Annotated in this window: 22 protein-coding genes; 6 read left to right on the forward strand and 16 right to left on the reverse strand. The window is 57.5% G+C overall.

Annotation, left to right across the window (positions count from 1 at the left end; all coding sequences use genetic code 11):
* Nucleotides 1–536 precede the first annotated feature (536 nt).
* The 3 genes from DWB67_RS05370 (at nucleotide 537) to DWB67_RS05380 (ending at nucleotide 6,013) form a co-directional block, all read left to right on the forward strand.
* Nucleotides 537–3,179 (forward strand): TrlF family AAA-like ATPase, encoded by a 2,643-nt coding sequence (locus DWB67_RS05370; RefSeq protein ID WP_182911495.1) that lies wholly within the window; start codon nucleotides 537–539, stop codon nucleotides 3,177–3,179.
* 714 nt (nucleotides 3,180–3,893) lie between these two features.
* Nucleotides 3,894–4,553: a glutathione S-transferase gene (locus tag DWB67_RS05375; protein ID WP_119806479.1), complete on the forward strand. Its 660-nt coding sequence runs from the start codon at nucleotides 3,894–3,896 to the stop codon at nucleotides 4,551–4,553.
* Between the two features lie 11 nt (nucleotides 4,554–4,564).
* Nucleotides 4,565–6,013: a DUF6880 family protein gene (locus tag DWB67_RS05380; RefSeq protein ID WP_119806549.1), complete on the forward strand. Its 1,449-nt coding sequence runs from the start codon at nucleotides 4,565–4,567 to the stop codon at nucleotides 6,011–6,013.
* 124 nt (nucleotides 6,014–6,137) lie between these two features.
* Here the strand turns inward: DWB67_RS05380 and rlmF are convergent, their stop codons facing one another.
* From rlmF to DWB67_RS05395, 3 genes are all read right to left on the reverse strand, one after another.
* Nucleotides 6,138–7,058, reverse strand: a complete 921-nt coding sequence (gene rlmF / locus DWB67_RS05385; protein ID WP_119806480.1) for a 23S rRNA (adenine(1618)-N(6))-methyltransferase RlmF — start codon at nucleotides 7,056–7,058, stop codon at nucleotides 6,138–6,140.
* Nucleotides 7,059–7,411: 353 nt separating this feature from the next.
* Nucleotides 7,412–8,371, reverse strand: a complete 960-nt coding sequence (gene dmeF, locus DWB67_RS05390) for a CDF family Co(II)/Ni(II) efflux transporter DmeF (RefSeq protein WP_119806481.1) — start codon at nucleotides 8,369–8,371, stop codon at nucleotides 7,412–7,414.
* A 12-nt stretch (nucleotides 8,372–8,383) separates the two neighbouring features.
* Entirely contained in the window at nucleotides 8,384–8,656 is a 273-nt protein-coding gene (locus tag DWB67_RS05395; RefSeq protein ID WP_119806482.1) for a metal/formaldehyde-sensitive transcriptional repressor, read from the reverse strand.
* A 148-nt stretch (nucleotides 8,657–8,804) separates the two neighbouring features.
* On the opposite strand from DWB67_RS05395, the gene DWB67_RS05400 reads away from it, so the two are divergent.
* Nucleotides 8,805–9,695, forward strand: coding sequence for a cation diffusion facilitator family transporter (locus tag DWB67_RS05400; RefSeq protein WP_119806483.1), 891 nt, complete (start codon nucleotides 8,805–8,807; stop codon nucleotides 9,693–9,695).
* A 409-nt stretch (nucleotides 9,696–10,104) separates the two neighbouring features.
* Here the strand turns inward: DWB67_RS05400 and DWB67_RS05405 are convergent, their stop codons facing one another.
* Genes DWB67_RS05405 through DWB67_RS05415 form a run of 3 tightly spaced genes read right to left on the reverse strand, consistent with a single transcriptional unit; the run spans nucleotide 10,105 to nucleotide 11,922 of the window.
* Nucleotides 10,105–10,563, reverse strand: coding sequence for a DUF305 domain-containing protein (locus DWB67_RS05405; RefSeq protein WP_119806484.1), 459 nt, complete (start codon nucleotides 10,561–10,563; stop codon nucleotides 10,105–10,107).
* A gap of 50 nt (nucleotides 10,564–10,613) precedes the next feature.
* Nucleotides 10,614–11,414, reverse strand: a complete 801-nt coding sequence (locus DWB67_RS05410; RefSeq protein ID WP_119806550.1) for a MauE/DoxX family redox-associated membrane protein — start codon at nucleotides 11,412–11,414, stop codon at nucleotides 10,614–10,616.
* Between the two features lie 43 nt (nucleotides 11,415–11,457).
* A complete protein-coding gene (locus DWB67_RS05415; protein WP_119806485.1) occupies nucleotides 11,458–11,922 on the reverse strand; it encodes a DUF305 domain-containing protein in 465 nt (154 codons plus the stop codon).
* A gap of 199 nt (nucleotides 11,923–12,121) precedes the next feature.
* On the opposite strand from DWB67_RS05415, the gene DWB67_RS05420 reads away from it, so the two are divergent.
* Entirely contained in the window at nucleotides 12,122–12,370 is a 249-nt protein-coding gene (locus DWB67_RS05420) for a metal-sensitive transcriptional regulator (protein WP_246133167.1), read from the forward strand.
* Between the two features lie 472 nt (nucleotides 12,371–12,842).
* Here DWB67_RS05420 and DWB67_RS05425 read toward each other — a convergent pair whose 3' ends face one another.
* The 5 genes from DWB67_RS05425 to DWB67_RS05445 all read right to left on the reverse strand — a co-directional run bounded on the left by DWB67_RS05425 (nucleotide 12,843) and on the right by DWB67_RS05445 (nucleotide 16,988).
* On the reverse strand, nucleotides 12,843–13,775 hold the full coding sequence (locus tag DWB67_RS05425) for a cation diffusion facilitator family transporter (protein ID WP_119806487.1): 933 nt from the start codon (nucleotides 13,773–13,775) through the stop codon (nucleotides 12,843–12,845).
* 124 nt (nucleotides 13,776–13,899) lie between these two features.
* Nucleotides 13,900–14,502 carry an SCO family protein gene (locus DWB67_RS05430; RefSeq protein WP_119806488.1) on the reverse strand — a complete coding sequence of 201 codons (603 nt, stop codon included), beginning with the start codon at nucleotides 14,500–14,502 and terminating at the stop codon, nucleotides 13,900–13,902.
* Nucleotides 14,499–14,972, reverse strand: coding sequence for a copper chaperone PCu(A)C (locus tag DWB67_RS05435; RefSeq protein WP_119806489.1), 474 nt, complete (start codon nucleotides 14,970–14,972; stop codon nucleotides 14,499–14,501). Before DWB67_RS05435 ends, DWB67_RS05430 begins: the two co-directional genes overlap by 4 nt.
* A gap of 5 nt (nucleotides 14,973–14,977) precedes the next feature.
* Nucleotides 14,978–15,571, reverse strand: coding sequence for an SCO family protein (locus tag DWB67_RS05440; RefSeq protein ID WP_119806490.1), 594 nt, complete (start codon nucleotides 15,569–15,571; stop codon nucleotides 14,978–14,980).
* 97 nt (nucleotides 15,572–15,668) lie between these two features.
* Nucleotides 15,669–16,988, reverse strand: a complete 1,320-nt coding sequence (locus DWB67_RS05445) for an Nramp family divalent metal transporter (protein WP_119806491.1) — start codon at nucleotides 16,986–16,988, stop codon at nucleotides 15,669–15,671.
* A gap of 93 nt (nucleotides 16,989–17,081) precedes the next feature.
* On the opposite strand from DWB67_RS05445, the gene mntR reads away from it, so the two are divergent.
* Entirely contained in the window at nucleotides 17,082–17,534 is a 453-nt protein-coding gene (mntR, locus tag DWB67_RS05450; RefSeq protein ID WP_119806492.1) for a manganese-binding transcriptional regulator MntR, read from the forward strand.
* 9 nt (nucleotides 17,535–17,543) lie between these two features.
* Here the strand turns inward: mntR and DWB67_RS05455 are convergent, their stop codons facing one another.
* From DWB67_RS05455 to DWB67_RS05475, 5 genes are read right to left on the reverse strand one after another with little or no spacing between them, the layout of a single operon-like run.
* Nucleotides 17,544–18,203, reverse strand: a complete 660-nt coding sequence (locus DWB67_RS05455) for a thioredoxin domain-containing protein (RefSeq protein WP_045980905.1) — start codon at nucleotides 18,201–18,203, stop codon at nucleotides 17,544–17,546.
* Nucleotides 18,200–18,637, reverse strand: a complete 438-nt coding sequence (locus DWB67_RS05460; protein WP_370453568.1) for a disulfide bond formation protein B — start codon at nucleotides 18,635–18,637, stop codon at nucleotides 18,200–18,202. Before DWB67_RS05460 ends, DWB67_RS05455 begins: the two co-directional genes overlap by 4 nt.
* Complete coding sequence (gene lspA, locus DWB67_RS05465) at nucleotides 18,624–19,109, reverse strand: signal peptidase II (protein ID WP_119806493.1); 486 nt, start codon at nucleotides 19,107–19,109, stop codon at nucleotides 18,624–18,626. The genes DWB67_RS05460 and lspA overlap by 14 nt, the downstream gene beginning before the upstream one ends.
* The gene (locus DWB67_RS05470; RefSeq protein WP_119806494.1) at nucleotides 19,106–19,729 is read right to left on the reverse strand and encodes an isoprenylcysteine carboxylmethyltransferase family protein; all 624 of its coding nucleotides are present in this window, start codon (nucleotides 19,727–19,729) and stop codon (nucleotides 19,106–19,108) included. The genes lspA and DWB67_RS05470 overlap by 4 nt, the downstream gene beginning before the upstream one ends.
* Nucleotides 19,730–19,733: 4 nt before the next feature.
* Entirely contained in the window at nucleotides 19,734–21,989 is a 2,256-nt protein-coding gene (locus DWB67_RS05475; RefSeq protein WP_119806495.1) for a heavy metal translocating P-type ATPase, read from the reverse strand.
* Nucleotides 21,990–22,053 lie beyond the last annotated feature (64 nt).

Here is a 22,053-nt window from a genome sequence, read left to right on the forward strand (position 1 = left end):
TGTTCAGACGGCATGTAAGAATTGAGGCGAAGGGGTCGCAGCAATCATGCGGCGTTGCGGAAAATGGACCGATGTCCCATGCAAACTAGCATGATGCTTTCGGCCCACCGCCGAAATTCGCTATGGTAGTCATAGCTGCAACGCAGCTTCCCCGACCGACCTTTCGTGACATCGCGCAGCAAAATCGGGTGAGCTGAAGGTCTGCTGTGCGGGTGTGGTTTCAACTGATCACTGCAAGCGCGAAAATCAAACGAAGACCAGATTGGCATCAACAGAAACGGCGGGAAGCAGACATTCTCTGCAGGTGCGAAACGGTCACTGCCACGCTGATGGTGCAGACATTCAGCAAGCGATTGTAGGCGGCTTGGCGGTGTGCCACACTCCAGATACAAGAGTTTACATTTTTTTGGGCATTAAAAAGCTTTGAGAACGTTGCACGAAATCCAGTGCCATCATTTTTGAAAGAATGGACAACGGACTTTAGCGGCGAATTCACAAACCATAGTAGGCTGAAACCCTGACGCGGAGAATAAGTCATGAGTGAAGCAGTGGGGGATTTCTTTGCCCACGGTACCAGATGGGTTCGAGCCGATTTTCACTTACACACGCGGGCAGACAAAGAGTTTAAGTTTGATGGCGAAGGAGATCGCTTCGTCTCATCCTACGTTGAGGGGTTACAGGCAGCGGGCATCGGTCTTGGCGTAATCACCAACCACAACAAATTCGATGTTGGAGAGTTCAAAGCGTTGCGTCGAAAGGCGCGCAAAGCGGGCATCGGGTTGCTTCCAGGGGTCGAGTTATCGGTCAATGATGGCTCGAACGGCGTTCATACTTTGATCGTGTTTTCAGATGAGTGGCTTGAAGGTGGAAACGACTATATCAATCAGTTTCTCGGGGTCGCATTTTCCGGCAAAGTCCCAAGTCAGTATGAGCAGGAGAACGGTCGTAGCAACGATGATCTTCTTGCTACACTGAAGAAGCTCGAAGCCTACGGGCGTGATTTCTTCATAAATTTTGCCCACGTAGAGGCCAATAGCGGCCTGTGGAAGGAGATCAGTGGCGGTCGCATGAGCGAGCTGGCAGCTCAACCGCTTATTCAGAAATACACTCTCGGGTTTCAAAAAGTTCGAACACACGACAAGGCCGATGCTGCTTGTCGGACCAAAGTTCAAGGCTGGTGGGGGGATCAGTATCCCGCTGAAGTTGAGGGGTCTGATCCCAAGGCTGTCGAAGAAATTGGTAAGGGGCGAAAGAGCTATATAAAAGTTGGCGATCTAGGGTTTGATGCCGTCAAGTTTGCCCTTACCGACCACGGGTTTCGGGTTGCCCGTGAAGCGCCTACCGTCGAACACTCTCATATCAACGCTATCCGATTTGAAGGTGGGCTTCTGGATGGCAAGCGGGTGACGTTCTCACCCCATCTAAACTGCTTGATCGGCATACAAGGCAGCGGAAAGTCCTCGATCCTTGAAAGCTTACGCTATGCCCTAGACGTACCATTCGGAGATAAAGCTCAAGATCAGGACTATAAGAAGGGCCTTTTGCCTTTCATCTTGAAGAGTGGTGGCAAGATCGTTGTGGAGGCTACCGATCGCCACGGTACGCGCTTCGAGATTAGACGCCTTCTCGGTCACGCGCATGAAGTCTACGTTGACGGTGTGCTCCGGCCCGGCGTTTCTATCCGTGAAACCATCATCGCGAAGCCTCTTTACTTTGGCCAGAAAGACCTTTCTGCCGCAGGGAAAGGTTTTGGACACGATCTCGTCGAGAAGCTGATGGGTGATAGTTTGAAGGACGTTCGGCAGAAAATTGAGGAGCGTCGCGGTGTGCTTGAGCAGGCCATCGACGCGCTGAAGTCCTTGCATAGCGATGTCGAAGATCAGGCCACACTGGAAGAGGAGCTCAAGGATGTCGAATTTCGCCTGGAGCAATTTGACAAACATGGCGTCAAAGAAAAGCTAGATAAGCAAATTGCCTTCAGTAGTGACTTGAGCTTCTGCGAGAGCGTCGATGAAATTGCCAAAGAATGGCACGGATCGTTGGATGAAGCGGTTACCGAGACCGAAGAGCAACTGGCTACGCTCGAAGCGCAGAAATCAGATTACAATGCAGAATTCTTTGAACGATATGCCAAGAAGATCGAAGCGCTAAAGAAGAGCGTTAGCTATGCGCGTACGATCGTTGTTTCCTCAGGGACCGTTAGCACCGATCTTTTGGAACTCCGAGAAGAATTGTCGGCTGTGAAAGACGGTCTCAAAGAAGAGTTTGCCGAAGTTGAGCGTGAGCTGGTTCAGGCTCTCGAAGAGCAAGGCGTAACGTCAATCGAGCCCGATGCCTACATCACGCTGACAGATCGAAAGAGCGAACTGGTTGCCGGGATCTCGGATCTCACGAAGAAGACTGCAAAAGCTCGCACTAGGCATGATGAGGTGCTTATGGCACTCGCTTCGTTGAACGACGCGTGGCACGAAGAATATAATCTGATCTCGAAAGCCTTAGAGACCATCAATGACTCGCAGGGCTCACTTAAAGTTGAGGGCGTCTTCAAGGGTGATAAGGCAACGTATAAGTCTCACATTGACGGTTTGTTCAAGGGGAGCGGTCAGCGTAAGGAGACGTATGATTCACTTGCGAAGGAGTACCCTGACTTTGGAGAGGTCTTTAAAGACCTAGAGGAAGCATCCAAGCACGCAAAGAGTAAGGCGACTGCGTTCCAGGAACTTTTCTTGGGCAGCATCAAGGAGCTTCTGACTTTCCAGATTCCGAACAGCTATGATGTGACATATCATGGTAGGCCTCTGCGCTTGCATTCACTTGGTCAGCGCGCCTCTGCGATGATGCTTTTCCTTTTAAGTCAGGTAGGAAATGACCTCTTGCTCATCGACCAGCCCGAGGACGATCTGGATAGCCAGACAGTTTATGAGGAAGTCGTCAAAATTGTCAGAGCCATAAAGCCGAACCGGCAGTTTATCTTTGCAACCCACAATGCCAATTTTCCGGTACTCGGCGATGCGGAGACCGTTACAACATGTAGCGCCACAGATGAAGAAATAGCGGTCGCTGTAGGAAACATCGACGACCGGGCCTGCCAAGAGAAGGTCATCAAGATCATGGAAGGCGGTCCCGAGGCGTTCGAACGTCGAAAAACAATCTATCAAATCTGGAAGCCGTCTGCTTAACGCTAAGCAAATTGGATAATTTTTGATATGTTTGATTTTAACGCCCTTTTGCTCGAGAAAGTTCAGAAAGTACCCAGAGAATTCGCTAAGCCCATCATGAATTAATAGCAGCTTCGTCAGCATAGCTGACGTCTACAAGTCTTCTGATAACGCGATCACGGCGAAAGTCTGGTTTGACGGGCTGCACTGCAGCATTGAGCTAACTGTGTGGATGGCAGCTTTGGGCCGGGAGTGACGCGCGCACCCGCGATGACTAGGCGCGACCTCTGCTGCACCGCCGAAAGTCCGCTCCGAGCCCATGCTGTTGAAAAACTCCTTCAATCCGCGTCGGCAGGCGCTGGATCAGAATTTTGTTCTGCCAGAGGGCGAATTTGCCTCTTGAACGGGGCGCTATCCTCGCTGGCGAAAACAAGCGTTCTGAAAATTCAGGCTGCTTTGAGCCCGCCCGACTTTTTCAACAAAATAAGCCCATCAGCGACATTGATGCCAGCTGCAGCGAATGCAGGCGCGGCAGGAACGAACGACCCTTAGCTGCCTTTGACGCAAAGGAATGGTCGCTGCGGTGCGGGCCGCAAGATTCGTCATTCGCCGCGGTTGCAATATTGACAAAGGGCTAAGGTCGGCACTGCGGTAGGCGCGGTCATTTTCTTTACGTTTCGAGCCTATCAGGATCTTCCTTTTGCGGGCGCACATTATTCACCCTAAAGTGGACCAATGACCCAAGATATTTTGACCACACCGCAACCGATCCTGTGGAGCTTTCGACGCTGCCCTTATGCAATGCGGGCGCGGATGGCAGTGTTGAGCGCGGGGCTAGAGGTAGAACTGCGCGAGATCAAATTGAAAGATAAACCGCAGGCGTTTCTTCAGGCCTCGCCCTCGGCCACGGTGCCGAATTTGCAAGCGAGTGATCTGAACTTGGATGAGAGTCGCGACATCATGCGATGGGCGCTTGGGAAAAGTGATCCGCATGGGTTGTTGAACATGCCGAGTATTGGCGAAACCCTGATTGCCCAGAACGATGGGCCTTTTAAAGCTGCGCTGGATCACACGAAATATTCAGACCGCTATCCTGATCTGGATGCCAAATCCGAACGGGCGCAAGCATCCAACTTTATTCAGTCTCTTGAGACACAGCTGGCAAAGTATCCTTTCTTGACGGGCGACAGGCCCACACTCGCTGACATTGCGATTTTTCCGTTTGTAAGGCAGTTCGCCCATATCGACCGTGCCTGGTTTGAAGCGCAGCCTTGGCCCAATGTGATCCTTTGGCTGGACAGTTTTATTCAGAGCGCCGACTTTCAGAAAGCCATGACGAAAGTCATTGTTTGGGAAGAACACGCGAGTCCATATCTTTTTGGCCAAGCATCTTAATAGGTCTGATGATGGCAGGAAAATCTCTTAACAAGAAGAACTTGGAAGCCTTGGGCGCCGAAGTTCTAGCTGAGCTGCTTATGGACGCTGTCAAAGGCGATGCGGCCCGGCAGCGGCGGGTGCGGATGGCATTGTCCTCAGAGCAAAGCCCGAAAGAGGCCGCCGCTGACATCCGCAAGCGGATGGCACAAATCCGGCGCGCCAAAAGCTGGATCTCCATGCGAGGGCAGCACATGTTGGCCAAAGAACTTAATGGTTTGATTGACGTTATTTTGAACCGCGTTGCATCTGAAGACGTGGGCCTTGGCTTTGATCTGCTTTGGTCGTTATTGCAACTTGCGCCCGACATTCATGCCCGTACCGACGACAGCAATGGTACAATCGGCGACGTCATGGATGCTGTGATGAACGCGATCCAAGCACTCGCCCCACGTCTTGATCGCAACGCCGAGCAGCTTGCGGATCAGGTGTTTGAGGCCCTCCAAGACAACGGCTATGGCGAATTTGATGGCGCTATCCCTGCGTTGTCGCAGGCATTGGGCGATCAGGGTTTGACAGCGCTTAGGGTACGTGCGGAAATTGCGATGGATGCGCCTGTCACCTTGGACGAAACAGAGTATTTCGGGGTTCTTATGAGCGCCGAACGTCGCCTTGAAATGGCAAAGGACAGTCAGAACAGAACGCTTAGAATGATCCTATCGGACATTGCTGATGCCCAAGGCGATGTGGATGCGTGGCTGTCGCAGTACAGCGCACAGCAATTGACGTATCACACGATTGCGCCGGATGCAGCGCGGCGGCTCTTGACGGCGGGCCGCGCCGAAGATGCCCTGCGGATCATGGACACCTGTATCGCCTCTGAGAAGGACAAAGACCGCACCTTTGATACGCCAGAAGTCGACAGCGCCCGTTTCGCCTGCCTCGAAGCCTTGGGCGACGAGGACAGCCTGCGCAGCGCCATGTGGTCCCGGTTCGAAACGACGCTTTGCGCCGAGACCCTGCGCCGCTATCTCTCACGCCTGCCCGATTTTGACGATGATGAGGCGCTGCTGAATGCCCGCACCCATGTGCGCACCCACCCAGATCTTCTCCAGGTACTCATTTTTTGCATGAGTTGGCCCGATGCAAGGCTTGCCGCTGATGTGATACTGTCGCGATACGCAGAACTGGATGGCAATACCTATGAACTCCTGACCCCGACATCCGAGTTTCTCAAGGCCGAACATCCCCTGGCCGCTACACTGGCTTTGCGGTCGATGATAACCTTTTCCCTTCAAAACAACCGCGCCAAACGCTACCGCCATGCCGCCCGTCATCTCGCCTCCTGCGCCCAGGCCGATATGGCTATTGCGGATTACGGTGCCTTTCAAAGTCACGATGCCTTTTTCAACGACCTACGCCGCAAGCATCCACGCAAACACGCTTTTTGGGACAAGGTCGAACAACAGGGCCGGATCTAAAAGACGTATGAGAAAGTGGCTTCCGGCCCAAACCAGCCTGCAAGGTACTCTAGGAAGTTGCGAAGCAGCTTCAGCGAAGCAGAAATAGCTTTCGTTACAGAGCTGCGACAGAGGGGCCTTATGGTTAGCCGCTCTTCGCGAACAAGGACCGTTGGTTTTTGTTCATATAAGTCCAGGCCACAAAGCGACTTGTTTTTTGCCCCTGTGCCATATCGACGACTTTATACTCAGCAACCTTTGCTCTCTTTAAAATTCGACCGAGCGGCTGGAGGTTGTCCTTTTTCGACACAAGAGAGGTAAACCAAAGGCATTGGTCAGCAAACTCAACGCTCTGTTCAATCATACGAGCAACAAACTTTATCTCGCCGCCCGGATACCAGAGTTCAGTATTTTGCCCACCAAAGTTGAGTTTTGTTGAATGCCCTTTTCCAAGGTTCTTCCACTTTCGCTGGGTGCCCTTGTTTGCTTGCCCGATGGACGCATGAAAAGGTGGATTGCACATAGTCAAATGAAAAGCCTCATTGAGCTGGATCACCCCGCGAAAAATATTCTCGGGTTTGCTCTGTTGCCTAAGGGTAATTCCCGAACTATTAAATTCACAGATTTTCCGTGCCGAGTTGATCGCTCCGGCGTCGATATCGACGCCTGTGAAGTGCCAGCCGTATTCGCTTTGCCCTGTAAGCGGATACACCAAGCTCGCACCAGTACCTATGTCTAAAACCTTTATATGACGCCCTCGCGGGGTCGTCCGGTCATTGCTCTCTGCAAGCAGATCCGCGAGATAGTGGATGTAGTCGACGCGGCCCGGAATTGGTGGGCACAAGTAATTTGCGGGAATATCCCAATAATCGATATCGTAATGCGCTTTTAGCAACGCACGATTTAGCATCCGGACCGCGTTCACGTTCTGAAAGTCAATCGTCGTCTGACCTGACGGGTTGCGGGTTGTAAATGCCTCCAGCTCGGGTGTCTGCGCCACCAGACGAACGAAATCGTAGCCCTCTGAGTGTTGATTACGAGGGTGCAGCTTTGGTTTGGTGGCCATGGAAACGCCTTCATCAAAGTTTGGTGGACGTCGCTCGCCAGACGGTTCCATCCTTGTAAGCTTTCATGCGTAAATAGTAAAATACAGAGCTGCTTGTGGGTCGCATGACCGGTCGCTCCGCGCGCGGAGGCTGGAGATTTGGTCAGTAAGCTGATTTTCCCCAGCGCGCTGTGTTACTCAGTTCTAGTAGGTCAGTACGGAAACGGCCCTTAGCCGACCTTCGCCCCACGGTCCGAATGCTGCGGTGCGGCCCGTCGAAGCAGCCGTTCGCGCATCGCGCAGCATTTTTCGACTAATACGTCGGTCTGCGGACGAAGCAGACCTTCACCGTGTCATCGCCGATGTCCGCTTCTCTAGCTTTTCACACTGACAGCCTCGGTCTCGATGGTCACATGGGAAAGCTCTGCCAGATGAGCGAGTCGCTCACGGTATTCCGACGGCTGGCGCGGCGCCTTGGCACGGACGGCGATGATTGCCCCGTGATGACCGGGGCCGAGTTGCCAGACGTGCAGGTCCGTTACCTGCTCCCCCTCGTTTTCGATGGCTTCGCGGATCCGGGCAGGAAGATCCTCGTCCTCGGGAAGGTAATCGACCAGGACGGCACCGGCGTCGGCAACAAGCCCCCAGGACCAGCGGGCGATAACCAGGGCGCCAACGATGCCGATTATCGGATCGAGCCACACCCAGTCGTAAGCGCGACCGGCCAGCAAGGCGACGATCGCGAGGACTGATGTAAGCGCGTCGGCGAGCACGTGAAGGTAGGCTGCGCGAAGATTGTTGTCGGTCCCGTGGTGGTGATCGTGCGCGTGGCCATGATGATGTCCGTGCCCGTCGTGCAGAAGTGCCGCGCAGCCGAGATTGACGATAAGACCGATGATCGCGACGACGGTTGCCTGTCCGAAGTTGATATCGACGGGGTTTGCCAGCCGCACCAAGCTCTCCCAGCCGATCAGCAGTGCGACGATGCCCAGCACCACCGCGCTCCCGAACCCGGCGAGATCCCCGACCTTGCCGGTGCCGAAGGTAAAGCGTGAATTGCGCGCGTGGCGCTTCGCATAGCGGTAAGACAGGGCCGTGATCATCAGGGCCGCAGCATGGGTCGACATGTGCCAGCCGTCGGCCAACAGCGCCATCGAGCCGTAATAGGTGCCGGCTGCGACCTCGACCACCATCATCGTGGCGGTGGTGGCGATGACGGCCCAGGTGCGTCGGGCGTTCCGGTCGTGCTGAGCGCCAAGAAAGACGTGATCGTGCGTTCCGTCTTGAGTCGCGTCAACTGCCGATGAGCCATGGTTGTGAGCGTGATCGTGCATGATAATGTCCCTTTATTTCAGGTAGCTGCGCAGGACGGAGGACAGATCTTCGACGCCTTTTCGCCGCTCCTCTTCGTCATCGGCACCGAGCACGTGATGCTGGAGATGCGCCTCAAGAAGCTCATTGGTCAGTCCGGCGATGGCGCCGCGAACGGAGGCAACGAGATGCAGGACCTCCCCGCATTCTTTCTCCTCGTCGACGGCGCGCTCGATCGCTTCCATCTGCCCGCGCAGCCGCCGGACCCGTCCGAGGAGCTTTGTCTTGTCACTGGTCAGATGGCTCATCGGGTTGTCCTTATATAGGGTAGGGGGTATAGGTATTTTGAACACGTTCCCTGAAGAAGTTCAAGCGTGGAGCGCCAAGGCGCACTAACTGCTCATCAGACCTTGTTCCGCCGGAAAGCGGCGTTTCACCAATCGTCGGAGCCCATTAATGTCGACAACCATCAAGCTCGCGATCGGGAGCATCTTCGTCGGCGTGATTGTCCTGGCGATCAAGATGCTCGCATGGTGGCTCACCGGATCGGTGGCGCTGTTTTCCGACGCTCTCGAGAGCACCGTCAACGTCGCAACCGCGTTCGCAGCTCTGATCGCGATCCGGATCGCGGCGCGTCCGGCGGATGCGTCCCACCCTTACGGTCATGACAAGGCCGAGTTCTTTAGCGCGGTGCTTGAGGGCGTGATGATCATAATCGCCGCGCTTCTGATCCTGCGCGAGGCATACCACGGGTTTCTGAATCCGGTGGCACTCGACCTGCCGATCGAGGGCCTCCTAGTGAACGGTGTTGCGACCGCCATCAACGCAGTCTGGGCGTGGATTCTCGTGAGACGTGGTCGCGCGGCGAAGTCGCCGGCACTGATCGCCGGTGGGAGGCACCTCTTTACCGACGTCATAACCTCTGCCGGCGTAGCGTTCGGGGTTCTTCTAGCGATCGTGACCGGGTGGTGGATACTCGACCCGATGATGGCAGCAGGGGTTGCGATCAACATCCTCTGGTCTGGGTCAAAGGTGGTGAAGGAATCATTGAGCGGGCTGATGGACGAGGCCGTGCCGCAAAATACGCTTGAAACCATTCGCACTGTCATCTCGAGGGAAGCCGATGGAGCGATGGAAGCCCACGATCTGCGGACCCGGCATGCTGGCAGCTCGACGTTCATCGACTTCCATCTCGTGGTGCCCGGCGAAACGACAGTGTTTGATGCGCACGAGATCTGCGATCACATCGAGGCTGCGCTTATGGAAAGAGTGCCTGGCGCGATGATCACCATACATATCGAGCCAGAGCACAAGCAGAAGCACTCTGGTATCGTCGTCTTGGCGTGAAGGTGACGTCCGCTGAGGTTAACACTGCTTCTGGTGGATCATAGCGAACGTTCTTGGCTGTCCAGCCATATCAGCCATTCGCCACTTTACAGAAATTCGGCAAATTGGGCTCAAACCGGACTTGCGGCGGTGCGGCACGTAAACCTTGACCTTGCAGGCTTCGGTGCGACCAACCGGATGACCGGTTCCAGCCTTGAGCGGTCTCATGTTTTGTGACCAGTCAGTCGAGAGAGCACATGCAGGGAAGGCGAAAGCAGACACTCGCAGCCATCTACATCAGCGTCTGCTAAGCAGCACAAAGTATGAATTCACCGCGTTTGCGCCACTGGCCGTGTTCATCAAAAAGCTGTTTTTGTGTTATACGTCAAAGAGATTGCTGCATGTCTCAAACCATGCAGCCAAACCCTTATCACTCGGCGTTCTCGACCAGCCAGGTGGCCATCTTTTCAATCTCACCAACCTGTGCGGCAATAATTTCGCCTGCAAGTTCGATCATCTGCGGGTCATCGCCATGCTCGAGCAGAACCTGCGCCATGTCGATTGCGCCTTGGTGGTGGGCGATCATGGCACAGGCGAATGCCACATCGGCATCCTCATGCATAAGACCTTCTTCCATTGCTGGCATGGTGATTGCCATCCTGCGCATGTTTTCCCGCACATGTTCTGGCATTGAACCTATATTGGTGCTCTCGGGCACCGTATCGTCCGCCTGACCACCGTGGCCCATTGCCGAATGATCCATTTCCCCTGATGCAGAGGCAGTCGTGCATTGTTCGGGAAGTCGGAACTCGGCATCCTGCGCAAGGGCCGGTGCTGAAAGTGCAAATGCCGCAATGGCAGCTGCGAAGGCGGTCGTCGTCATGTTCATTTTAGAACTCTCCGGTTTTCATCGACATAAAAAATTTTGTGAGGGACGTTTCAGGCCAGGATCCACATCGCCAGCATCCAGAGCCCCATGCCGAGCATGATCAGGTTCTCGCTAAGTGAAATGAACCCAAGCGGCACATTCGATCCGCCGCCAACACAGGCGCATTTCAGGTCACGCTTTTCGATATAGACCGCTTTGATGACGCTCACCGCACCGATGGTGCCGATGAAGATGCCAACCGGTGCCACCAGCCAGATCAAAGCGGAACTGGAGCCGATCAGAGCCATCATGCCCACGCCCGCATAGAGTTCGGCGAAAGGATAGGCAAAGCCGTAGGGGACGTATTTCTGGGCCAGCAGATCGTAGCCGAGAAAGCCATTCACGAAGCCCTCTACGTCCTGCAGCTTCTGGATCGCAAGAACGACCATCGAGGCGGCGAAAAGCCACTTGAGGAACGTGAGGAATGGAAAGCCGTCGTAAAGGTTCATCACGATGGCAAGCGCCATCAACGCCGTGGCGGAAAAGATCGCGATGACGGGCGTATAGGTGGTGTCGTCCTTGCCCAGAACCTTATGGCCGAAATGTTTCTTCAGGTCGGTATAGCCGCCGACCTGTTCGCCGTCGATGAAGGTGATTGGCGTTGTAGCAACGCCATGCGCTTGCTTGAAGGCGTCCACTTCGTCGCGGGTCGTCAGCAGGTTGTCATCTACGGTATAACCTTTGCGCTGCAACATGGATTTGGATTTCAAGCCGAAAGGGCAAAGATGGCCTGGCATGACCATCCGATAGAGTGACGCGGTCTTTTCCGGGCCCTTGCTTTTGGCGCGGGCGGTCTCCGGACCATCGATCATATCTGCAGTCGGCATGAGATGTTCTCCGTTTATCTGCTGTCGGTCACTTGTATTGTTCATCGCGGGGGGTGCCTGCAGGCGCATCTCCATTCGCCTCGATATCCGCGATGTAGAGCTTCATTTCCGCAATTTCGGCGCGCTGCGCGTCAATGATCGCATCGGCGAGTGCCCGCACGCGGGGGTCAGAGATATTGGCACGTTCACTGGTCAGGATCGCGATGGAGTGGTGTGGGATCATCGCTTTCATCCACGCCACATCGCTGACCGTCGCCTGTGACCGGACCATCCCAAGGCCAAGTGCAAACGCAGCCAAGGCACCGACGAAGATCGCCACGTTCGCACGTCTGTTGGCATACATTCCCAGCATAAAGGCGAGCATGATGATCGCCATGATGCCCCCCATGTAGAGGGCCATCCACATACGGGTCTGCGAGAAGAAAACATGATCAAGCGAATAGGTATTGAGATACATCAGCCCGAACATCACGACCGTAGAAGTCATGATCATCCAAAGGAACCGTCCGTATCCGCCTCCCTTGCTGCCAGACCTATCGTGATGCGTCGCGCGTCGATCCACTGTAATGTCTTCTTTCTGTGCCATCGCTTGCCTCGCTCATATACCCATATGGGGTATATAACAAGAAAGTCGATGGCAGGTTCCAGAATGCAGGGAGACGCGAAACGTGAAGGCAAATAAGGACAGGACGTTGGACCGGCTTTCCCGGCTGGAAGGACAGGTGCGAGGGGTCGCCGGTATGGTCGAGGCGGACCGCTACTGCATGGACATTCTGGCGCAGACCGCGGCAATCCGTTCTGCGATCCTTGGTGTCGAAAAGCTTATCCTGGAAAACCACGCAAAGCATTGCGTCGAAACCGCCATCCAAAGCGGTGACCCTGAAGAACAGCGCGCGAAGTTTGCCGAGCTAATTGGGCTTCTGCAAAAGGCGTCGCGGTAAAGTATCCGGTCAGGCTACTTTGGAGGCGTCAACATTCATCGTTTTTGAACACTGTGAGATAGGTGCAGGAGAGGCGGGCATTCAGTGATCCGCGTTACAGCTTTGGAACTGCCGCTTGTGAATGCGTTTGCCCGCCTGTGAAAGCAGTATGACCTTTTGGTCGGGCAAAAGGTCAAAATAGCGTTTTTGCTTGACACTCGCAGGCTGTCTTCGGGATCGGCAATTACGGTTCTAGTATTGCCCGCCTGACAGTGGATTCCCCGTCTGGAATGTGTGGGCGACGCTCTAACAGTGTGCGGCGCAACGTTGCCGCTCCCCCGATGGGATTCATGCGTCAGGTGTGGAACACTAGCTATAGTCACATCTCTTGGGCAAACTGTTTCACAGCTGTAGAACAGCATCGACGCGAAGAGACTATAGTCCGTTCATTCAGCGAGGGCCTTTGGCATCCTCCAGCATCAGATCGTCATGGTCACGACGACAAGTCACCTTTCTCATGTCCAAACAGCTGAGCGCCCTGATGCGCGTGATCTGGCCTTTCGAACTCGAGGGTCGAATGCAAGATGGCAAACTGCTCACTCAGGCGGTGTTTGATCGCTGCCTTCACAGCCTCGATGCTGCGCCATCCCTGGTCGGTCAGGATCACGTGGCAGTCGAGCGCGGCATCGTGTTCCTGCATCTGCCAGAGATGGACATGGTGGACATCCTGGACGCCCTCTGTTTCGCGAAGTGTGCGGACAACGGCATCTCCATCCATGTCCGGGGGGCTGCCCAGCATCAGCGTCCGGATCGGATCGCCAATTTCGGTCGCCGCCAGATAAAGAATATAAAGAGCAATCCCGATCGTGATGGCCGGATCGACCCACCACAGGTCGTAGAGCAGGATCAATGTGCCACCGACTATGACTGCAACTGATGCAAGAGCGTCGGACAGGTTGTGCAGAAACAGTGCGCGAATGTTGACGCTGCCTTTTTGCATCGACCAGGTCAAAAAGGCCGTCAGCGTATCGATGACCAGCGCCACGCCACCGAGGATCACGACGGTCCAACCGGCCACCTGCGGCGGGTCGATCAACCGCATGCCGCCTTCGTAGAGCAGGTAGACCCCGATCAGGATCAGCGTCGTGTAGTTGATCAAGGCGGCGACGATTTCGATCCTGCCATACCCGAAGGTCATGGCAGCATCTGCTGGACGGCGGGCGATCTTGCGAGCGGCGAAGGCGATGACCAGCGACGCCATATCCGAGAAATTGTGAAGCGCATCGGCAATCAGTGCCAGGCTGCCCGACAGAAGGCCGCCGATAATCTGAGCAACTGTCAGGAGGGCATTGGCCCATATCGCCAGCGATACGCGGCGATCGCCGCTGGAGGCATCGAGATGCGTGTGACCCTCACCATGTGGCATGTTTCATCTCCAAGGCTGTTGTCGATGTCATTGCTGTTCGTATCCTGACCAAGCGCAAATCTAAAAACAATCGGAATTCATCGGGACAGGGTCCCATATCCGATCTATCCAACGCGAGATCCTGCTATTCCAATGCGCGGCGGATCTTCGGCACCGCATAGCGATAGTCCTCATGATAATCGATGATGCTGACAAAGCGTCCATCAGCATCGAACAGGAACACGCCCGCCGTGTGATCCATCGTGTAATCACCGTCATCCTGGGGCACTTTCCTGAATGACGCTCGAAACCCATCGACGGCCTGTTCAATCTGGGGCAGAGGGCCTGTCAGGCCGATGATCCGGGGATCGAAATTCGACAAGTAATCGCCCAGGATCTCAGGCGTATCCCGCCCCGGATCGACCGAAATCAGCACCGTGTTCATCCGGTCGGCCTCGGGACCGATCTCTTCCAGCCAGATCGAGATATCGCTCAACGTGGTCGGGCAGATGTCGGGGCACCAAGTAAAGCCGAAAAACACCATCGTCGGACGGCCGAGCCAATCCTTGGGTTGAACCGTGTCGCCCGATTGGTCCGTCAGGGCAAAGGACATTTGATCGATCGGCAACGGCAGGATGCCCGCCGCCTGCCGATCCCCATCGCGTGTCTGCCACCAACCGAGAACGAGCATGAACAATACCGCGGCAACTGCTACGACGCCGACGCGCATCAGGGTTGGAGGCTTCATTCGTCGGGTGAGGGGCAGGTGGGTTCGCTGGCGCCGATATTCTGGATAGTGACAGGGATGGTCACCTTACCCGCATCTCGGAACGTCAGGGTCACGGGAAAGGTCTCGCCCTCTTCCAATACCTGTGTCAGCTCCATCAGCATGGCGTGATAACCCCCCGGTTCCAGCGCGACCTGGCCCTCTGCGGGGACCGGAACCTCCATCGCATGGGGCATCGAGGCGACGCCGTCGGTCATGACCGTCTGGTGCAGCATGGGCATATCTGCTGCAGGTGTGGTGATGGACATCAGTGCATCATCTGCCGTGCCGGAATTTCGGATGGTTAGATAGACCACGCCGGGCCGCGCTGTGCCAATGGAGGCACGGGACCATGCCTGAGAGACCTCCAGGGGACCGACCGTCACGGTTTCGCAGGCCAGGGCAGGGCCCGCGGCGGCGATCAGGGCGAGGGTGGCGAAGATGCGTTTCATGTGGGTCACAATCTGGCTTGAAGGTCGGCGACGATTTCGGATGCGGGCGTGCCGTAGGTGAACTGGCCAAGCCAGTCCCCCTCGGGGCTGATCAGATAAAGACCAGGGCTGTGGGACATGGCATACCCATCAAGAGCCTCCAAATTGGCTTCACGCTCGTAATAGATGCGAAAACTGTCCGCCGCAGCGCGGGTTTGTGCCGCATCTCCGGCAAGGCCCAGGATTGAGGGATGAAACGCCTCGGTATACTCGGCAAGACCCATTTCCCGGTCGCGCTCGGGGTCGATCGAAATGAACAGCGGCTGCACCTTGCCTGCCTGATCACCCAGATCGTCCATGACCTGAGCCACCTCGGCCAAGGTGGTCGGGCAGATATCAGGGCAGTTCGTGAACCCGAAAAATACCAGAAGATGCTTGCCCTCGAAATCGGCCGGGGTGCGCAGACGTCCTCCCGCGTCGGGTAGGCTGAAGGTCGGACGAAACGCCGCCTGAGCGATCGGTTCGGGGCTGCGGTCGACGAGCAGAAAGACCGCGCCGACAGCCACCAGCGCCACGGCAACAGCCGCCCAGAGAAATTTTTGAAGCGTGGTCAGCCGCATGTTGCCTGCATCCGTGATCGTTTCCCGAGGCCTAAAGCCTCTAGCCACATGAGCTTCAAGCGAGAAAGCCTGCCGTCACGCATTGGTGACACCAAAGTCAGCCCAGAACTGTCGCCAACAGGTTCACGTTCAGCACGATGATGGTGACGGCGATCAGGGCGCACAGGCCGGTCAGCCAGCGCGGGGATACCATCGGCCCCATCTTGGCGCGGCTGGCGGTGAACATCACCAGGGGCACGATTGCAAAGGGCAGCTGGAAGGACAGCACGACCTGACTAAGGATCAGCAATTGTCCTGTACCCTCTGTGCCGTAGATCAGGATCACGACGGTCGCGGGCAGGATTGCGAACCCCCGGGTGATCAGGCGCCGCAACCAGGGTTGCAGCCTTAGCCGGACAAAGCCCTCCATGACGATCTGTCCGGCCATTGTGGCGGTCACGGTCGAGTTGAGACCCGAACACAGCAGCGCAATCCCAAACAGGACCGGAGCGATGGATGATCCCAGAAGCGGCTCCAGAAGCAGGTGCGCCTTGTCGATCTCGGTCACGTTGTTTTCCCCGGCCGTGTAAAAGGCTGCGGCGGCCAGGATGAGGATCGCGCAATTGATCAGCAGCGCGAACATCAGCGCGATGGTCGAATCCCAGGTTGCCAATCGCAGGGCCTCCCGTTTGGAGGGCAGGTCCAGCCCGTAGGCGCGTGTCTGCACGATCCCCGAATGCAGATAGAGGTTATGCGGCATCACGGTGGCCCCGATGATGCCAAGCGCCAGATACAGCATGTCGGAATTGCCGATGATCTCCCGGCTTGGTGCAAAGCCCGCGATCACCGCACCCCATTCGGGGTCGGCCTGCGCGATCAGCACCCCGAAGCAGACAGTGATCGTTCCCAGCAAGGCGATGATGAAGGCCTCGACCCACCGGAAGCCCTTGTTCTGAAGCCACAGGATCAGGAACACGTCAGCAGCGGTGATGAAGATCCCGATTTCGAGGGGGATGCCGAAGAGTAGATTTAAGCCGATGGCGGTGCCGATGACCTCGGCCAGATCGGTGGCGATGATGGCCAGTTCGGCAAAGATCCACAGTGGGATCGACACCCACCGGGGATAGGCATCGCGGCACGCTTGCGCCAGATCGCGCCCCGATGCGACCGCGAGGCGGGCGCAAAGCGATTGCAGCAAGATCGCCATGATATTCGACAGGAGGGCTACGAACAGCAGCGTGTAGCCAAATGCAGCACCGCCCGCCAACGAGGTCGCCCAGTTGCCGGGGTCCATATATCCGACGGCGACCAGGTAGCCGGGACCGATAAACGATAGAAAGCGCCGGAAGCGGGTCGTGCCGCCGCCCACGGCGATCGTGCGGAACACTTCGGACAGGGACGGGGTGTCGCGCTCATGGCGCCAGGCAGAACGAGACATTCAGCGCGACCTTCTTCGAGAGGAAAAGTTAGCTAAGGCTAACAATCTACCCGCCGGCTTTACCCGTCAATCGATAAGTGCGACACTTGCCAGATGACCGCAGATATTCATGTAGCCGAAACCACCAGCGATCCTGTGCACCCGGACAATCGGGCGGAGGCCTTTCATGGCGTCCGTGCTGCCCGGCGCAACGAGCTGGCCGAAGATTACGTCGAACTGATCGCAGAGCTGATCCATGAACAGGGTGAAGCCCGGCCGGTGGATATCGCGGCACGATTGGGGGTGCGCGCGCCGACGGTCACCAAGGCCCTGGATCGCCTGGCCCGTGAGGGACTGATCACGCGCGAGCGATACAGGTCCGTCTTTCTGACAGAAGAGGGACGACGACTGGCACTGGAATGCCGCCGCCGCCATGCCATTGTGCTGCGGTTCCTGATCCGCCTCGGCCTGGATGCCGAGACGGCGGAACGAGATGCCGAAGGGATCGAGCATCACGTCAGTGAGCGCACACTGGCCTTGTTCGCGGCCTACGCCGATCGGGCCTAGGCCGCCCGGTCAGGATGCCTCCACGGCACTGCGCACATCCGCAAGCAGGCTGTCCATGCTGATATCCGTCATCTGGCGACCATTGAGAAAGAAGGTCGGTGTCTGGCGTACACCGATCGCCGCGATATCGGCCGCGTCCTGATTGAGGATGCCGACGATATCGGGGGACAGACGGGCTGTCTGCGCCTTTTCCATATCCAGACCGGCCGCAGCCGCAATTTGCCATGCAAGGTCCATTCGCGGTGCGCCATGGACAGCCCATTCCGGCTGCCGTTCCAACAGCGCATCGAGGACAGGCTCGAACTTGTCCTGCATACGCGCGGTCTCCAGGATGCGGACCGCCTCGTCGGACCCCTCGTGAAACACCGCATAGCGCATCACGATGCGGACCTGATCGGGAAATTGTGCGCGAATGTCCTGAACGACCGGATGAAAGGCGCGGCAAGCCTCGCAAGATGGATCGAAGAACTCGACCAGCGTGACCGGAGCGTCTTCTGGTCCAAAGCTGGGCGCGTGACCGCGGACCAGCATGTCTGTTTCCACAGCCGGGGCAGCAGCGGCCAGGGTATCCGCTTCGGCCTGACGATTGCGCGTCAGCACGAGCGCGCCGCCGGCAAAGGCGGCAATCCCGATGGCAGATGTTCCGATGAGCACGGTGCGGCGGTTCATGGGCGTTTTCCTTTCGACAAGATGAGGCAGGCCAGAACGGCTGCAAAGGCGGCGAATGCAAGATAGGGAATGGGCAGGTTCAGGATCGTCTGCGCCTGGTCGGTGCAGGACGGGCCGTCCTTGGTGCAAGGCGCGATGCTCTGCGGGATCAGTCCTGCGTAAAGTCCCGAATGCCAGCCGGAAAGGACCAGCCCGGCCAGCGCCAGTGGCAATCCGTAGAGACGTGCCAGACCGTCACCGCGCCACAGCGAGATTGCCAAGACAGGCACTAACGGAAACATGGAGATCCTCTGATACCAGCATAGGGTGCAGGGCATCTGCCCCAGTATCTCGCCGATGAACAGCGCGCCGAGCGTAGCGGCGAGTGCGACCAGAAAGGCAGTTGATATTGCAATATCATTCCGGGACAGGCCCCGGGGGTCAGGTGCGGTCAAAAGAGAGTTCCTTCGAGCGGGAGGGACGGAGCATCGCTGTCAGCACAAGCAAGGCGCCGAGGCTGATCGCGATGTCGGCCCCGTTAAAGGTCGGCCAGTGCCAATCACGCCAGTAGACATCCAGAAAATCGGTCACGGCACCTTGCCGCAGGCGGTCGATGATATTGCCCACAGCACCCCCCACGATCAGCGCGAGGCCTATGCCTTCGCGCTTCGTATCCGCCCGGAAGGCCATTCCCGCAAAGATGATCGCCAGGGCACCTGTCAGGGCAACCATCAGCAAGGGACGACCTGCCATTAGGTCGGACATCATGCCGAAACTCGCCCCTTCGTTGAAACCAAGCGTCAGATTGAAGCCGGGAGAGACGGAATAAATTTCCCCGGGAGACAAGCTCCGCAGGACCGCGAGCTTGGTGATCTGATCGGCAGCCGCAGTAGCGACGATCATCCCCAGGATCAGAAGCGACTTCATTGCAGTGACCTTTCCCGGATGCCGATCCAGCGCGGAACAAACTGGCAATATGTGTCGTAAGCAGGGCCAAGCGTCCGCCGCAATTCACGTTCTTCTGAGCGGACCTGAACAAGCGCCGAGCCTGCAAACAGCAGGACCCCAAAAATTGTCGGGATGGAGGGCACGGCCAGAGCGGTTCCGAGCAGCAACATGAGCTGACCCACAAAAACCGGGTTGCGGCTGAAACCGAACAATCCAGCCGTGACAGGTGCGCCGGTCGCCCCCTCGGCCACCCCGATCCGCCATGACGCAGCCATCGACATCTGGGCCGCGAATGCCAGCATCGCACCCAGGCTGGCCGTGAACAGTCCCGCCAGACCGATCCACACAGGATTTTGGAAGGACCGCAGGGGATCAAGATCGCCCATGCTCGGCATGAGACGCCATGCCAACGACCCAAGGAGGGCCAGAGCGAACGCAGCTCGGAAGCCTAGCGCTGCAAGACGGTCGCCGCCCGTGGCGTGACGGAACAACCAGACCGGACGATGCGCCTCCCGGGCATTGATCGCAGAGCCCCAGAAGAACAGGGCCAGATAGGCGCCAAGAAGAACCAGCGCTGCATTGCCCATTCCAGTCATCATCGCCTCAGCGCTTCTGTTCGGGATTGTAGCGCAAGAGGCGCAGGGCGTTCAGGGTCACCAGAACCGTCGCGCCCGTATCAGCCAGGATCGCAATCCATAGACCGGTCATGCCAAGGACGGTGGTGACCAAGAAAATAGCCTTTAATCCTAGCGCGATACTGACGTTCTGCCGGATATTGGCCATCGTGGCCCGCGCCAGCCGGATCTGGGCCGGAATATCAGTCACCCTGTCGCGCAGGATGGCAGCATCGGCCGTCTCCAGAGCGACATCCGTGCCGGAGCCCATCGCGACACCGATGCTGGCCTGTTTCAGGGCAGGGGCGTCATTGATGCCATCCCCGATCATCATGACGCCACCTTGAGCGTTCATGTCGCGAATGGCGGCCAGCTTGTCTTCAGGCATCATCTCGGCCTCGAACCGGATATTGAGCCCCTCGGCGATGGCGGCAGCTGTGCGGGGGTTGTCGCCGGTCAGCATGATCGAGGAGATGCCCATTTCGGCCAGCTGGCGCACAGCCTCCGCCGCATCGGGCCGCAGCTCGTCACGCATGGCGATGAGACCGAGCGGGACGCCTTTGCGATAGACGGCGACGGCGGTCTTGCCCTCATCCTCGAAGATGGTCGCCTGACGCAGGCCAAGACTGTCCAGGCCATCGTTCTCCGACGCATGCCGGGGTGAACTCACCCATGCCAGGGCATCTCCCACGGTCGCCTCGACCCCTCGTCCGGTCAGGGCGCGTGCATCGCGGGCGGGCAGGGGAGTGACGCCCGCCGTCTTGGCCCTGTCCAGGATCGCCACGGCGAGGGGATGGCTCGATCCGCTCTCGACGCCCGCGGCGACCTCCAGCAACTGCGCCTCAGTCGTGGTTCCGAACGTCACCAGGTCAGTGACCTGCGGACGTCCGTGGGTCAGCGTCCCGGTCTTGTCGAAGGCGACATGGGAAACCTTGGCCGCGGCCTCGATCACTGCGCCGCCCTTCATCAGCATTCCCCGGCGCGCGCCGGTGGACAGGCTCGATGCGATCGAGGCCGGAACCGAAATCACCAGCGCACAAGGGCAGCCGATCAGCAGGAGCGCCAGTCCACGATAGATCCAGGTATCCCATGACTGACCGAACATCAGCGGCGGGAGCACGATGACAAGCGCCGAAACCGCAACGATGGCAGGCATGTACCACCGGCTGAACCGGTCGATGAAGCGTTCCGTGGGGGCGCGGGCTTCTTCCGCTTCCTCGACCAGCCGGATAATCCGGGAAATGGTGTTGTCCTCGGCCGCCTTCGTCACAGTGACCCGCAGGACAGCTTCGGTGTTGATCGAACCAGCAAAAACATTTTCGCCCGGGCCACGTGTCCGGGGAATACTCTCACCCGTGACCGGGCTTTCATCGATGCCCGATGTGCCTTCCGTTATCTCGCCATCTGCGGGAATGCGATCACCCGGCCGGACCAAGACGGTCTGGCCAATGACGAGGCTGGATGCTGCAACCTCACGGGTGGCGCCGTTTTCTTCTAGCAATGCAGTCTTGGGGACGAGATCGGCCAAGGCCCGTATGCCGTCGCGTGCCTTACCCGCCGCCACACCCTCCAGCACCTCACCCACAGCAAAGAGAAAGACCACCAGTGCCGCCTCTTCGGCGGCATTGATGAACAGCGCGCCCAAGGCGGCGATGGTCATCAATCCCTCGATGGTGAAGAACTGGCCCAACCGTGCTGCGGCAAAGGCGCGACGTGCGACGGGGGCAACACCGATAAGGCAGGCCGCAACAAAGGCCCAGGTCCCGATCTGCGGGGCGATCAACTCCATTGCCCAAGCCGCAGCCAACAAGAGCCCGGTCAGGATGACCAACCTGCCCTTGCCGGTCTGGTACCATGCCTTGCCGCGGTCGGCCGGGTCGTCATGGACGTGACCGGGGCTGCCATGGCCGGAGTGGTCGGTCTTCGCCACAGCGGGGTGATCGGCGTGACTGTGGCCATCATGGCTCTCCGGCCCACTCCCCGGGAGCACGAAATCCTTCTTGCCAGGTGCGCGCGGTGAAATGCCGTAACCGAGCGACCGAACGGTCTTTTCGATCTTGTCCTGATCGGTTTTGCGTTCATCGAGGGTCAGGCGCAAGCGTTCGGACATGATGCCGATCTCCACGTCACTGACGCCCGGCAGGCGGGACACGGCGCCCCGCACCTTTGTCGCGCAGGAGGCGCAATCCATGCCGGACACCGTCCAGTCGCATGCCGTCGTGCCGGTTTCGTTCGTGGTCGTCATCATTCTCTCCTCTGCGGAAAGCAGGGCGGTTGCCATCATCGATTCGGAGGTCTACGTCCTCTAG

The organism is Paracoccus sp. JM45, assembly GCF_003590715.1.
In the GTDB taxonomy this organism is placed as follows: domain Bacteria; phylum Pseudomonadota; class Alphaproteobacteria; order Rhodobacterales; family Rhodobacteraceae; genus Paracoccus.

Coding starts and splice junctions, on each gene's coding strand:
- DWB67_RS05475 (WP_119806495.1), bottom strand. CDS start 21,989: ATGACGACCACGAACGAAACCGGCACGACGGCATGCGACTGGACGGTG.
- dmeF (WP_119806481.1), bottom strand. CDS start 8,371: ATGCACGATCACGCTCACAACCATGGCTCATCGGCAGTTGACGCGACT.
- rlmF (WP_119806480.1), bottom strand. CDS start 7,058: ATGGCCACCAAACCAAAGCTGCACCCTCGTAATCAACACTCAGAGGGC.
- DWB67_RS05415 (WP_119806485.1), bottom strand. CDS start 11,922: ATGATCATGACTTCTACGGTCGTGATGTTCGGGCTGATGTATCTCAAT.
- DWB67_RS05435 (WP_119806489.1), bottom strand. CDS start 14,972: ATGAAACGCATCTTCGCCACCCTCGCCCTGATCGCCGCCGCGGGCCCT.
- DWB67_RS05445 (WP_119806491.1), bottom strand. CDS start 16,988: ATGTCTCGTTCTGCCTGGCGCCATGAGCGCGACACCCCGTCCCTGTCC.
- DWB67_RS05470 (WP_119806494.1), bottom strand. CDS start 19,729: ATGATGACTGGAATGGGCAATGCAGCGCTGGTTCTTCTTGGCGCCTAT.
- DWB67_RS05425 (WP_119806487.1), bottom strand. CDS start 13,775: ATGCCACATGGTGAGGGTCACACGCATCTCGATGCCTCCAGCGGCGAT.
- lspA (WP_119806493.1), bottom strand. CDS start 19,109: ATGAAGTCGCTTCTGATCCTGGGGATGATCGTCGCTACTGCGGCTGCC.
- DWB67_RS05395 (WP_119806482.1), bottom strand. CDS start 8,656: ATGAGCCATCTGACCAGTGACAAGACAAAGCTCCTCGGACGGGTCCGG.
- DWB67_RS05370 (WP_182911495.1), top strand. CDS start 537: ATGAGTGAAGCAGTGGGGGATTTCTTTGCCCACGGTACCAGATGGGTT.
- DWB67_RS05440 (WP_119806490.1), bottom strand. CDS start 15,571: ATGCGGCTGACCACGCTTCAAAAATTTCTCTGGGCGGCTGTTGCCGTG.
- DWB67_RS05400 (WP_119806483.1), top strand. CDS start 8,805: ATGTCGACAACCATCAAGCTCGCGATCGGGAGCATCTTCGTCGGCGTG.
- DWB67_RS05455 (WP_045980905.1), bottom strand. CDS start 18,203: ATGAACCGCCGCACCGTGCTCATCGGAACATCTGCCATCGGGATTGCC.
- DWB67_RS05430 (WP_119806488.1), bottom strand. CDS start 14,502: ATGAAGCCTCCAACCCTGATGCGCGTCGGCGTCGTAGCAGTTGCCGCG.
- DWB67_RS05410 (WP_119806550.1), bottom strand. CDS start 11,414: ATGATCGATGGTCCGGAGACCGCCCGCGCCAAAAGCAAGGGCCCGGAA.
- DWB67_RS05375 (WP_119806479.1), top strand. CDS start 3,894: ATGACCCAAGATATTTTGACCACACCGCAACCGATCCTGTGGAGCTTT.
- DWB67_RS05405 (WP_119806484.1), bottom strand. CDS start 10,563: ATGAACATGACGACGACCGCCTTCGCAGCTGCCATTGCGGCATTTGCA.
- DWB67_RS05380 (WP_119806549.1), top strand. CDS start 4,565: ATGGCAGGAAAATCTCTTAACAAGAAGAACTTGGAAGCCTTGGGCGCC.
- mntR (WP_119806492.1), top strand. CDS start 17,082: ATGACCGCAGATATTCATGTAGCCGAAACCACCAGCGATCCTGTGCAC.